Here is a 12,963-nt window from a genome sequence, read left to right on the forward strand (position 1 = left end):
CGATGTGATGGTTCTAGCCTTTCGCGGCTTCGGCCTCATAGGCCGCGATGGCTTCGCTGGCCACTCGGAACGCGGCCAGCGCCAGCGGCACGCCGCAGTAGATGGCGGCCTGCAGCAGCACGGCGCGTATCTCCTCGCGGCTGCAGCCGTTGCGCAGCGCGCCCTTCACGTGCGAGGCCAGTTCGTGGTGCTGGCTCATCGCGGTCAGCATGCCCAGGTTGAGCAGGCTGCGGGTCTTGAAAGGCAGGGTCTCGTCACCCCAGATCTCGCCCCAGCAGTATTCCGTCACCAGCCTCTGCATCGGCCGGTTGAAATCGTCGGCGGCGTTCCAGGATTTTTCGACATGGGCCGCGCCCAGTACGTCCTTGCGGTTCTGGAATCCTTTCTGGAAGAGCTCGTCGTTTGCCATCGCTGGTTCCTTTTTCGGTCGGCGCGGCGCGCGCCCGCGGCAGCCGCATGCCTGGCGCGGCGGCGTGATGGCCACACGCGACAGGCACGATCATACAATCGTGCAATCATATAGTAAATGTCGAAATGCACGCCAGGCGGCACGCGCTGCCGCGATTCCGCGCTAGGGGTAATTACTAGCCGAGCGCTATCCATTCGATGATACAGTCATACAATCATAATAAGCTTCATGACACGCCGTCGCGCTGGCGAGTGGGGTATGACGCCAGACGATGCGGCCAATATTTCGAACCAGGAGGAGGAGCCCGAGGCCCGCCTGGCCATGGCCCGCAGCAGGCCATCGGCTGCAAGGCGCGCGCCCGCCGGCTGCGCGATCGTCATGAAAAAATCCGTCTCGATATTCGCCGCGCTGCTGTGCGGCCCGCTGTGCGCCACGCTGGCCATGGCCGACTATCCGGAACGTCCGGTGCGCATGGTCGTGCCCTTCGGCGCCGGCGGCGGCGTCGATGCGCTGGCGCGCCCGCTGGCCCGCGAACTCACCCAGATCCTGGGCCAGAGCGTGATCGTCGAAAACAAGCCCAGCACCAACGGCCAGATCGGCATGGCGGAAGTCGCCCGCGCCGCACCGGACGGCTATACCGTCGTCATGAGTTCCGCGGCCTATGCCATCACGCCGGCCTTCTACCATGACCTGCCGTACGACATCCGCAAGGACTACGCGCCGGTCACCATACTCGCCTCCAATCCGCTGGTGCTGGTGGCCTCCACCCACTTCAAGGCGTCCTCCGTGCAGGAAATGATCGCCATGGCGCGCGCCAAGGCCGGCGCTGTCAATTTCGCGGCACCCGGCAACAGCGGCATTCATTTCCTGGCGGGCGAGCTCATGGGAAGCGTGGCCGGCGTCAAATGGACCAGCGTGCCTTACAAGGGCGCCGGGCCGGCCTTCCCGGACCTGATCAGCGGCCAAGTCGATGTGATGTTTGACAATCCCGCGTCCTCGCTGCCCTTCGTGCAGTCCGGCCGGCTCAAGCTCATCGCCACCACGGGCCAGCAGCGGCTGGCCGCGGCGGGCAACGCCCCCACGGTCGCCGAATCGCTGCCCGGCTTCGACGCGGCCAACTGGTTCGTGCTGGCCGCGCCGGCGGGCACGCCACCGGACCGCATCCGGACCTTGTACGAAGCGAGCCAGCGGGCCATGCGGCAGCCGGCGCTTGTCGAATTCATGGACCGCAACGGCATCGCCGCCATCCTCAGCCCACCCGCCGAAGCCGCCCGCTATATCGAGGCCGAAGCCGGCAAATGGGGTGGCGTGGTGCGCGAGAACCGCCTGGCCGTCCAGTAACGCCGCGGCCCCGCGGCCCGCCGCGCAGCGCGCGGTTTTCCCAACTTTCCAGACATGACGCGACACGGAGCAACCATGCAGGATTTCCAGATGCTATGCGACGGCCGGTGGGTGAACGCGCACGACGGCCGATGGATCGACTCCTTCAATCCCTATACCGGCCTGGCCTGGGCCCGCGTGCCGCGCGCCAACGCCGAAGACGTGGACCGCGCCGTGCAGGCCGCCCGCCGCGCCTTCCTCGACCCAACCTGGCGTGATCTCACGCCGACGGCGCGCGGCGCCCTGCTGCGCCGCCTGGGCGACCTGGTCGCGCGCGACGCCGACGAACTGGCCGCCATCGAGACGCGCGACAACGGCAAGCTCATCTCCGAAATGCGCGGCCAGCTGCGCTACATGCCGCAGTGGTACTACTACTTCGGCGGCCTGGCCGACAAGATCGAGGGCCGCGTCATCCCCATCGACAAGCCGGACTGCTTCAACTTCACGCGCGACGAACCGCTGGGCGTCGTCGCCGCCATCACGCCCTGGAACTCGCCGCTCCTGCTGGCCACCTGGAAGCTCGCCCCCGCGCTGGCCGCGGGCAACACGGTGGTCTGGAAGCCTTCCGAACATTCCACCGTATCCGCGCTGGCCTTCGGCCGGCTTTTCGAGGAAGCCGGCTTTCCGCCCGGCGTCGTCAACATCGTCAGCGGCCTGGGCAGCGAAATCGGCGAGGCCCTGGTCACCCATCCCCACGTCGCCAAGGTCGCGTTCACCGGCGGCGACCAGACCGGCCAGCACGTCTACGAAATGGCCGCGCGCGGCATCAAGCCCGTCACACTGGAACTGGGCGGCAAGTCGGCCAACATCGTCTGCGCCGACGCCGACCTGGACAACGCCGTCAAGGGCACCGTATCCGGCATCTTCGCCGCCACCGGGCAGACCTGCATCGCCGGTTCCCGCGCCCTGGTTCATCGCGACGTCCACGATGCCTTCGTCGACAAGCTGGTGGCGTACGCGCGCACCGCGCGCATGGGCGACCCGGCCCAACCCGACACCCAGGTCGGCCCGGTTACCACCCAACAGCAATTGGCAAAAATCCTGGACTACATCGAAATCGCCCGGGCCGGCGGCGCCCGCTGCGTGCTGGGCGGCACCCCGGGCAGCCGCCCCGAATGCGGGCGCGGCTGGTTCGTCGAACCCACCATCTTCTGCGACGTCACGCCCGACATGCGCATCGCCCAGGAGGAAGTCTTCGGCCCGGTGCTGTGCGTCATTCCCTTCGACACCGACGATGAAGCGGTAAGCATCGCCAACGACACCCGCTACGGCCTGGCCGCCGGCCTGTGGACGCGCGACATGGGCCGGGCGTTGAATCTGTCGCGGCGGCTGGAGGCGGGCACCGTCTGGGTCAACACCTACCGCGCCACCAGCTACCTGTCGCCCTTCGGCGGCTACAAGCGCTCCGGCATCGGCCGCGAAAGCGGCCTGTCGGCCATCCGCGAATACCTGCAGGAGAAAAGCATTTGGATCAGCACGGGCGGCGACGTCCCCAATCCCTTCGTGATGCGTTAGGCATTCACGCAACACCATGCATAACGATATTGCGATCCGGCACCCAACGGCGTGGGAGCAGTTAAAATCCCCCCCATCGCCGGCATCCGGCCAGCCACTTTCCAGACCACACGCATGAACGCCGCTGCCGCGCCTCAAAGCGATTTCAAAGTACCGCGCGCCGCTTCCGTACTGCGGCACAGCGTGACCGAAAGCATACGCAACGCCATCCTGGTCGGCCGCTTCCGGCCGGGCGAACGGCTGCCCGAACGCGAACTCTGCGAAATGACCGGGGTCAGCCGCACCCTGGTGCGCGAAGCACTGCGCCAGCTGGAATCCGAAGGCCTCATCCACGTCATCCCGCATCGCGGCCCGGTGGTCGACCGCGTGTCCCCGGAGCAGGCCGAAGGCATCTACCAGGTGCGGGAAGAACTCGAAGGCCTGGCGTGCCAGCTCTTCGCCGAGCACGCCAGCGACGCCCAGCGCAAGGCGCTGCAGGACGCCTTCCAGGCCCTGAAGCGCGCGATGACGCACGGCACCGCGCTCGAACGCCTGACCGCCAAGAACTTCTTCTACCAACAACTCCTCGACGGCGCCGGCAACGAAGCCCTGACCACCACCCTGCGCCTGCTGAACTCGCGCGTCATGCTGCTGCGATCCACGTCCATGCAGGCGCCGGGCCGCTCCCGCAAGAGCGTCGCCGAGCTCGCCGACGTCATGGAAGCCGTGGCCGCCCGCGACGGCAAGGCCGCCCGCCGCGCCGGCAGCCTGCACGTACGCAACGCCGCCAAGGTAGCGATCGAAATCCTGCGCCAAAGCAACGAAGCCGCCGAAGAAGAATCCGCCGCCACCTCCTGACGGCCCCACCCGCATCCACGGCAAGGCACCGCCCGCCCCTGCCGGTCCGATCACGCACGCGACCGCGAATCGCGACACCTACGGCGACGGCGACAAGACAACGACCGTCACCGCGACCACGTAGGCGACTGCGACTGCGACCACGACCGTAAACGGCAACAGAACCACCAACGCAAGCAGCAAGCCCTAAACGCAAGCTGGGAGCCGAAAGCCTCAGCCGCAAATCGCAGCCGCAAGTCACACCCCCCAGCCCCAAACGCAAGCCCAAACGCCAGCCACAACCGCAAGCCACAAACACGTAGGCGCAGAGGGGCCGCGCTGGGCGGCCTCTCTGCGACGTGCACCGCAACATCTTCCATCGGCAAAACACCTCCGCCCACGAAGCGCCAAGCACCCCACCCGCCCCAGCGCCGGTGATTCAGGCACATCGCAGTCCGGCGGGGGCGATGCCTGCCGAGGCCGGCCCGTAGGAGCCGCGCGACGGAATCCGAAGGCAGGACGGCCGGGCAAAAAAGCCGCAAGAACCCCACCGATGTTCGGCCGCCGAACGAGGATGAGGACGCGGCAGTCCGCCGCGAAGGCGGCGGACCGGCTCCTCCGGGCCGGCCTCGGCAGGCATCGCCCCCGCCGGACGGCCATAGCACTCCATCGCCACGCCGCACAACACCCCCGCCAGACCGCGACAGCACCAAGCCGCAAGACATGACCCCGCCACACGGCAACACCACCCCATCGCGACGCCCTACGACCTCCCCCGCCAGACGACAACCGCCACCGAATCGCCGCCAACTCCAGACAAACCCCACCCCCCAATCCGTTGTGAATCCGAGAATGCAATAATACAATCATCCTCTAATACGATAACCATCCAACACCCACCCCAAAGAGACACGGAGCAGACAATGGCCAGACTTCAGGGCAAGGTTGCGATCGTCACAGGCGCCGCAGGGGGAATCGGAAGAGCCATCGCGCAAGCCTATGCGCGCGAAGGCGCCCGCGTCGGCATGCTGGACAACAACGCCGAGCTCCTCACCCGCGCCGCCGCCGAAACACCGGGCGCCGAAGCCCTGGTCTGCAACGTCGCCCACCGCGCCGCCGTCCTGGCTGCCATCGGGGGATACGCGGAACGCATGAAAGGCCTGGACATCCTCGTCAACAACGCGGCCTACTTCCACTACGCCCCCCTGACCGACATGCCCGAAGACATCGTCGACAGGATGATAGACGTCGGCCTGAAAGGCGCCCTCTGGAGCCTGCAGGCCGCCACCCCACATCTCATCGCCCGCGGCGGCGGCGCCGTCATCAACCTCTCTTCCGTCGCCGTCTCCTTCGCCATCAAGCACGCCGCGGTCTACAGCGCCATCAAGGGCGCCCTGGACACCCTCACGCGCCAGCAGGCGGTCGAACTGGGCGGCCACGGCATACGCGTCAACGCCCTCGCTCCCGGCCCTGTCATCACCCCGGGGGCCAGCTCGGTCATCGACGCGCAAGGCTGGGAAACGCGGCGCCAGAAAACGCCGCTCAAACGCCTGCCCACCGGCGAGGACATTGCCGCCGCCGCCGTCTTCCTGGCCTCCGACGAAAGCGCCACCGTCGCGGGCATCACCCTCAAAGTCGACGGCGCGCTCACCATAGGCGGGTATTGACGGCCAGGCGGCGTCCATCGCGCCGCGACCACCGGCCAGGGCACGACGAGGTTGCGGGACTTCGGCGCCACGGCAAGGAACGTGAAGACATAACAACGCGTTGCTCCAGGAGACGCGATGACGGAATTGCAGATACAGCTGGAGGCCTTCCTCCAGGCGCTCGCGGCCGGCGTGCTGGTGGGTGCCCTGTATGGCCTGATGTGCGTCGGCCTGGCCATGATCTTCGGGATCATGCGCGTCATCAACTTCGCCCAGGGCGACTTCATGATGCTGGGCATGTACGTCGCCTACTTCTTCTTCATCGCACTCGGCTCGCATGTGCTGGCCGGCTCCCCGCTGGGCGCCTATCTCTCCATCCTGCTCACCGTTCCCGTCATGTTCGCCGTCGGCTACCTGGCGCACCGGCTGCTGATCTCGCGCGTCACCGGCGGCAGGACTGCGGCACTGGAAGGCGAAGGGCACTACGCGCAGTTGATCCTCACGCTGGGCATCGCGCTGATCCTGCAGAACGGCGGCATGATGGTCTTCGGACCGCAGCTCGTCTCCATACGCACGTCGGTATCCAGCACCGCCTGGGAGATCGGCCCGCTGTGGGGCGACGTCGTCAGCATCTTCGTCAACAAGGGCCGCGGCATCGCCGCCCTCATTTCCGTGGCGACCATCCTGCTGCTGGTCGCCCTGGTCAATCGCACCCGCCTGGGCAAATCGCTGCGCGCCGCCGCCGACAACCCCGTTGCCGCTTCCTACATGGGCATCGACGTCAATCGCGCCTACCGCATCGCCTTCGCGCTGGGCACTTGCGTCACCGCCTTGTCCGGCGGCCTGCTGGCCACCAATTTTCCCTTCCATCCCTTCGTCGGCCTGGAGTTCGTCATCATCATGTATGCCGGCGTCGTGCTGGGCGGCATGGGCAGCATCTCCGGCGCCTTCTGGGGCGGCATGGTCATCGGCCTGGTCCAGCAACTGTCCGCGCTGGTCCTGCCCACGCAGCTGCAGAACGCCGCCATCTTCGTATTCTTCCTGCTGATCGTGACCCTGCGCCCGCAGGGCCTCTTCGGCCGCGTGGCGGAGCGGACATGAACCGGCGCCGCCATACGTGGATCTTGTGCGCCCTGGCCATCGCCTATCCCGCGATCGCCTTGATGGTCGACAACACCTACCACCAGCTGATCTTCACGCTGGTCCTGGTGTGGGCCTGCTTCGGCCTGTCGTGGAACATGCTCAGCGGCTATACCGGGCTGGTGTCCTTCGGCCACGCGGCATTCTTCGGGCTGGGCGCGTACGCGGCGGTACTGGGACAGATTTATCTGAACCTGACGCCATGGCTGATGATTCCCGTCTCGGCCATCATCGGGGCCGCCGCGGGCCTGCTTGTCGGGTTGCCCACCTTCCGCCTGCGCGGGCACTACTTCGCCCTGGCCATGCTCGCCTATCCGCTCGCCTTGCTCTACGTCTTCGAATGGCTGGGCTACCAGGAAGTCACCTTCCCGATGAAGCGCGAGAACGCCGCCGCCTACATGCAGTTTTCCAACCCCGGCATCTATACCGTGGTCGCGATGATCATGCTGGTGCTCTTCGTCGTCCTGACGCGGTATGTGGAACGCACCCGCTTCGGCATGGCGCTGATCGCCATCAAGCAGAACGAGGCGGCGGCCGAGGCGGCGGGCATCGACACGCTGCGCTGGAAGCTCAAGGCCATCGCGCTGAGCGGCGCCATCGCCGGGGCCACGGGCGCGTTCTACGCCGTCGTGCTGCTGGTCGTCACGCCCGGCTCGGTGTTCGGCATGCTGGTATCGGCGCAGGCGCTGACGGTCGCGATGTTTGGCGGCGTGGGCACCGTGTGGGGCCCCATCATCGGCGCCGCCATCCTGGTGCCGCTGGGCGAGATCCTGCACGCCGAACTGGGCGCCCGCTATCCGGGCATACAGGGCGTGATCCTGGGCATCGCCATCATCGCGGTCATCCTGGCGGCGCCGGAGGGCGTGTTCTGGAAAGTGCGAGACCGCCTGCGCCGCGCGGGAGCGCGGGCCATGCCCGCCACGCTTTCCACGTATCCCGGGGGCAATGCGGCGCGCCGCGTCAACGAGGGCAACGCAAACGCGCGCGGCATCCAGGGAAACGCCATCGGCGACGGGCCAGGCATGGAGGGCGATGGCAATCACGGCCGGCGCGCCGGCAACGCCGTGGCCGATCGCCCGGTGTCGTCCACCGAAGCTGCCGCCGGCCACGCCATGTCCGCCGCCCTGCGCGGCATGGCCGACGGCGCGGCCGCCTTCGTGCCCATGGCCTTCGACACGCTTCCGGCCTCCGAAGCCGCCGCCCTTCAAGCGGCTGCCCATTCCACCGCAAGCGGCACCGAAGCACTTGCCGGCGCGCCTTCCACGGCCGGCAGCGCCATCCCCATCCTGGAAGTCCGCAACGTCTCGCGCCGCTTCGGCGGCCTGCAGGCCGTGCGCGACGTCAGCTTCAGCGTGCGGCGCGGCATGATCCTGGGCATCATCGGCCCCAACGGCGCGGGCAAGACCACGCTGTTCAACCTGCTCAACGGCTTCCTGCGGCCGGATACGGGCCAGGTGCGGGTCAACGGCGTGGATATGGCCGGGCGCAAGCCGCACGTGCTGTGCGCGGCCGGCATGGGCCGCACCTTCCAGGTCATGCGCCCTTTCATGCGGCTCACGGTCCTGCAGAACGTGCAGGTGGGTGCCTACGTCAAGGCGCGCAACGAAGCCCATGCCCGCGAACTCGCACACCAGGCCGTCGCCCGCGTCGGCCTGGGCGACTGCGCCGACCAGGTGGCGTGCACCCTGACCACCCGGCAGCTGCGGCTGATGGAGCTGGCGCGTGCCCTGGCCGGGCAGCCCGAACTCCTGCTGCTGGACGAAACCCTGGCCGGCCTGGGCCATGGCGAAGTCGACGACGTCCTGGCCGTCATCCGCGCGCTCTCGCAGGAGGGCGTCACCATCGTCATCATCGAACACACCATGCAGGCCATGGTGCGGCTGGTCGACCAGTTCGTGGTGCTGGACCACGGCGAAGTCCTGGTGGTGGGCGATCCCGCATCCATCACGCGCGACAGCCGCGTCGTCCAGGCCTACCTGGGCAAGAAGTGGAGCGCCAAGGATGCTTGAAATCCGCAACCTCGTCGCCGGCTATGCCGCCCTGCCCGTTTTGCACGACGTCTCCATCCAGGTCGAGGCCGGCGAGTTCGTTTCCATCGTCGGCCCCAACGGCGCGGGCAAAAGCACGCTCTTCAAAACCATCTCCGGCACCGTGGCCGCCATGGCCGGCACCATCCGCTTCGACGGGCACGACCTGCTCGGCGTGGCCCCTGCGCAGCGGCCGCACCTGGGCATCGCCCACGTCCCGGAAGGCCGCCAGGTCTTCGCCTCCATGACCGTCGAGGAGAACCTGGAGATGGGCGCCTATACCGCCGCCGGCCGCCGCGACTGGCAGCGCAACCTGGCACGCATCTACGACTGGTTCCCCGTCCTGCCGCAGCGCGCGCGCCAACTCGCGGGCACCCTGTCCGGCGGCGAACAGCAGATGCTGGCCATCGGCCGCGGCCTGGCATCCTCGCCGCGTTTGCTGATGCTGGACGAACCCTCCATGGGCCTCTCGCCCGCCATCGCCGACTTCATCTTCGAACGCCTCATCGACATCCGCCGCGATGCCGGCCTGACCATCCTGCTGGTGGAACAACGCGTGGCCGAAGCCCTGCAATTCGCCGACCACGCCTACGTACTCGAAACCGGTCGCGTCGCCCTGGCCGGCACCCACGAAACCCTGCAGGCCGACGACCGCGTCCGCCGTGCATACCTGGGAATGTGAACGGACATCCGCGCGCCGCAAGGCGCGGGGACATCCGCCTGGAGCTTGAACCACACCTTGAACAGACCCGCCGACAGGGCTGACAGGAGGAGACCATGAAGACCTTGACCATCACGCGCGCCCTGGGCGCGGCGACGTTGTCCGGCCTGCTGCTCTCGGCCGCCACCCCGGCCCCCGCCCGGGCCGCCGACCCCACGCCCATCAGCGTGGGCCTCATCGCGCCGATGTCCGGCCTCTATGCCCGTCCCGGCCAGGTCATGCGCATGGGCGCCGAAATGGCGGTGAAGGACATCAACGCCCAGGGCGGCATCAAGGCCCTGGGCGGCGCGCCCCTGAAACTGGTGGTGGTCGATTCCGGCGACTCCACCGAAAAATCCAAGAGCGCCGCGCAACGCATGGTGGCCGACTACCCGGACCTGGTCGCCGCCACCGGCGCCTACCTGAGCTCCTTCACGCTGGCCGTCACCGAAGTCACCGAACGCGCCAAGCTTCCCATGCTGACGCTCTCCTACTCCGACCAGATCACGGGACGCGGCTTCAAATACATCTTCCAGACCTCGGCCACCGCCGGCCGCCAAGCCGAAATCGCCCTGCCCATCATCCTGGACCTGGCCGAGAAAGCCTCGGGCAAACGCCCGCGCACCGTCGCCATCCTGACCGACAACACGGCGGCCTCGCTGTCGTCGGTCAAGGCCATGAAGGACGGGCTGCTGCAGAAAAACAATCTGGAACTGGTCGTCGACGAAACCTTCACGCCGCCGCTGTCCGATGCCTCATCACTGATCCAGCGCGTCCGCTCGCGCCGCCCGGACCTGGTCTTCTTCCTGCCCACGGTGATTTCCGACGCGAAGCTGATCCTGGAGAAGATGAACGAAACGAATGTGCGTATCCCCGTCATCTCCTTCGGCATCGCCATCGCGGAGCCGGACGTCCTGAACACCGTCAGCCCGCAACTGCTGAACGGCGTGATGTCGGCGGTCGCGAACTGGGGCGCCAAGGGCCAGGAAGCGCTGATCCAGCGGATGAAGACCGACTACAAGGAACCGTGGATGACGCAGAACGCCATATCGACCTATGGCGATATGTGGATCATCAAGGCCGCCCTGGAAAAAGCCGGCAAGGCCGACCGCGAAGCCGTCGCCCAGGCCATGCGCACCCTGAACGAAGGCCCCACGCCCTACTTCCCGGGCGGCGAACTGAAGTTCGACGACGCCGGCCACCGCATAGGCGCATCGCTCACCATCATCCAATGGCAAAACGGCATACCCGTCACCGTCTTCCCCGAGAACCTCGCCATCGCCCAGCCCATCTGGCCCGGCAAAAGCAGCAAGTGAATCCCACCCCACCACGGCACCAACACCACCGGCACAACCACACCGCGTAGGCGCTTCGGGGCCGCGCTGGGCGGCCCCGAAGCGACGGGCAATCCAAGACCTTCCATCACCGAAACGCACAACCCCACGAAGCGCCAAGCACACAGCCCGTCCCAACGGCCAGTGATTAAGGCACAACGGAGTCCGTCGGGGGTGAGGCCTGTCGGGGCCGGCCCGTTGAGTCCGAGCGAGCGGGCGCCGAAGGGAGCCGAGGCGCGGACACCATCAAGAAAAATCCCACCCCTCAACGCCCGGCGGACGAGGACAGCGACGCGGTGTCCGGCCCCCGCGGGCCGGACCGGACGATCGGGCCGGCCCCGACAGGCCTCACCCCCGACGGACGGCCCCAGCACGCCATCCACCGCCAGCAAAACCATCCCCACGCCAAATCTCACAGCGCCCAAACGCCCGAACTGCTCTAATGCTGCGGATCCATGACAAGTCGCAGACCGCCGCGTCCCCGCTTTCGACATCCCTATGCTCTCCAACGCCTCACCCACCCCATCCCGCAAGCACGTCTTCATTGCCGCATTGCTCCTGTACGCCCTGGTGATGTGGCCCATCCTTCACGCCGACCGCTTCTACATCGACGACCTGGGACGCGCGCTCCACGGCTACCTGGGATGGACCTCGGACGGCAGGCCGCTGGCGAACCTCGTCGTCGAAACCATGAACCTGGGCGCGCCCATCTCCGACCTCTCGCCCCTGCCCCAGCTCCTGGCCTTGCTCCTGCTCGCCTACCTGGCCGTCACCGTCAGCAGCAAGTTCAACATCCCCGGCACCTGGCGCGCCCCGCTCATCGTCGCCCCCCTCGTCGCCAACCCCTTCTTCCTCGAAAACCTCTCGTACAAATTCGACGTCCTCCCCATGACCCTGGCCACCGCCCTATCCTGCATGGCTGTCACCGCCATCCCCAGGACCGGATGGCGCGCCCTGCTGGGGTCCCTCGCGCTGCTGGCCACCCTCTGCCTCTACCAACCCGCGCTCAACGTCTTCCTGGTGTTCGTCATCGCGGAATTCGTCCTCGGCCAGCGCGACCTGCTGCCCATGCGGCAACTGCTCGTTACCCTCGCCGTGCGCGCCGGGCAGCTGGTGCTCGCGCTCCTGGCCTACAAGCTCGTCATCGCCGGCACCGTCAAGGGCCGCTACGCCATCGCGCACGGCGCCATCGCCTCCGCCAACACCTGCGTGGCGGTCTTCCAACGCAACCTGGCCGCCTTCTGGCGCTATGTGCTGGACCAGCTTCCCGGCCTGTGGGCCAAGCCCCTGCTGGTATTCATCGCGGCCGGCGCGCTGGCCGGCGCCTACTGGGGCGTGCGCTACCTGGCGCGAGGCTGGCATGGCGCATCGGCGCCCGGCCGCCTGGTCGCCATCGCCGCCATCGTCCTGATTCCCCTGGCCTTGGTGATCGCGCCCTGGGGCCCCATGCTGCTGCTCGAAGCCCCCGTGTATGCGCCGCGCGTGGCCATCGGCTTCGGCGCGCTGGGCGCCGTCGGCGTGCTGTTCGCCTGGACTGCCCTGGAACGCACCCGCCTGACGGCCGCGTGGCAGACCGCCGTCCTGACCGTGCCCATTTATGGGCTGCTCACCTTCTGCTTCGTCTACGGCGCGTCGCTCAAACAGCAGAAGGAGTTTGAAAACCGGGTCGCCGCGCAGCTCTCCGCCGATCTCGGCCGGATCGGCGCGCAGCGCCCGATCTCCGAATATGTCCTCGTCGGCAGCCTGGGCCATGACGTGCTGGTCCGGCACACCATCCACAAGTACCCGCTCATCGCCACGCTGGTGCCCGTGCACCTCACGCAAGGATGGGGCTGGGCCTACGAAGAAATGCGGCACTTCGGGGTGGATATGAAGGCGGATGTCACCGCGCACCCCCAAGTGCCGCACACGCCTGCCGTGGCCGTATCGCGCGACTACGCCTTATACCTGGACCACGACAAGGCCATCGTGTCGTTCACGCCCGCCTCGTAAGGCG

Annotated in this window: 10 protein-coding genes; 9 read left to right on the forward strand and 1 reads right to left on the reverse strand. The window is 67.5% G+C overall.

Annotated elements, in window-relative coordinates; translation table 11 throughout:
• Window positions 1–13 precede the first annotated feature (13 nt).
• On the reverse strand, window positions 14–409 hold the full coding sequence (locus AKI39_RS24005; protein WP_066641642.1) for a carboxymuconolactone decarboxylase family protein: 396 nt from the start codon (window positions 407–409) through the stop codon (window positions 14–16).
• A 258-nt stretch (window positions 410–667) separates the two neighbouring features.
• On the opposite strand from AKI39_RS24005, the gene AKI39_RS24010 reads away from it, so the two are divergent.
• The 9 genes from AKI39_RS24010 (at window position 668) to AKI39_RS24055 (ending at window position 12,959) form a co-directional block, all read left to right on the forward strand.
• Window positions 668–1,750: a Bug family tripartite tricarboxylate transporter substrate binding protein gene (locus AKI39_RS24010; RefSeq protein WP_235610705.1), complete on the forward strand. Its 1,083-nt coding sequence runs from the start codon at window positions 668–670 to the stop codon at window positions 1,748–1,750.
• A gap of 75 nt (window positions 1,751–1,825) precedes the next feature.
• Entirely contained in the window at window positions 1,826–3,304 is a 1,479-nt protein-coding gene (locus tag AKI39_RS24015) for an aldehyde dehydrogenase (protein ID WP_066641644.1), read from the forward strand.
• 114 nt (window positions 3,305–3,418) lie between these two features.
• Complete coding sequence (locus AKI39_RS24020; RefSeq protein WP_066641645.1) at window positions 3,419–4,141, forward strand: GntR family transcriptional regulator; 723 nt, start codon at window positions 3,419–3,421, stop codon at window positions 4,139–4,141.
• A gap of 902 nt (window positions 4,142–5,043) precedes the next feature.
• Window positions 5,044–5,787 (forward strand): SDR family NAD(P)-dependent oxidoreductase, encoded by a 744-nt coding sequence (locus tag AKI39_RS24025; RefSeq protein WP_066641646.1) that lies wholly within the window; start codon window positions 5,044–5,046, stop codon window positions 5,785–5,787.
• A 117-nt stretch (window positions 5,788–5,904) separates the two neighbouring features.
• The gene (locus AKI39_RS24030) at window positions 5,905–6,867 is read left to right on the forward strand and encodes a branched-chain amino acid ABC transporter permease (RefSeq protein WP_201258532.1); all 963 of its coding nucleotides are present in this window, start codon (window positions 5,905–5,907) and stop codon (window positions 6,865–6,867) included.
• Window positions 6,864–8,915: a branched-chain amino acid ABC transporter ATP-binding protein/permease gene (locus AKI39_RS26140; RefSeq protein ID WP_235610706.1), complete on the forward strand. Its 2,052-nt coding sequence runs from the start codon at window positions 6,864–6,866 to the stop codon at window positions 8,913–8,915. Before AKI39_RS24030 ends, AKI39_RS26140 begins: the two co-directional genes overlap by 4 nt.
• Complete coding sequence (locus AKI39_RS24045; protein WP_066641650.1) at window positions 8,908–9,615, forward strand: ABC transporter ATP-binding protein; 708 nt, start codon at window positions 8,908–8,910, stop codon at window positions 9,613–9,615. The genes AKI39_RS26140 and AKI39_RS24045 overlap by 8 nt, the downstream gene beginning before the upstream one ends.
• A gap of 95 nt (window positions 9,616–9,710) precedes the next feature.
• Entirely contained in the window at window positions 9,711–10,949 is a 1,239-nt protein-coding gene (locus tag AKI39_RS24050; protein ID WP_066641652.1) for an ABC transporter substrate-binding protein, read from the forward strand.
• A gap of 516 nt (window positions 10,950–11,465) precedes the next feature.
• Window positions 11,466–12,959 (forward strand): glucosyltransferase domain-containing protein, encoded by a 1,494-nt coding sequence (locus tag AKI39_RS24055; protein ID WP_066641654.1) that lies wholly within the window; start codon window positions 11,466–11,468, stop codon window positions 12,957–12,959.
• The last annotated feature ends 4 nt before the right edge of the window (window positions 12,960–12,963 follow it).

Source organism: Bordetella sp. H567, assembly GCF_001704295.1.
In the GTDB taxonomy this organism is placed as follows: Bacteria; Pseudomonadota; Gammaproteobacteria; order Burkholderiales; family Burkholderiaceae_B; genus Bordetella_C.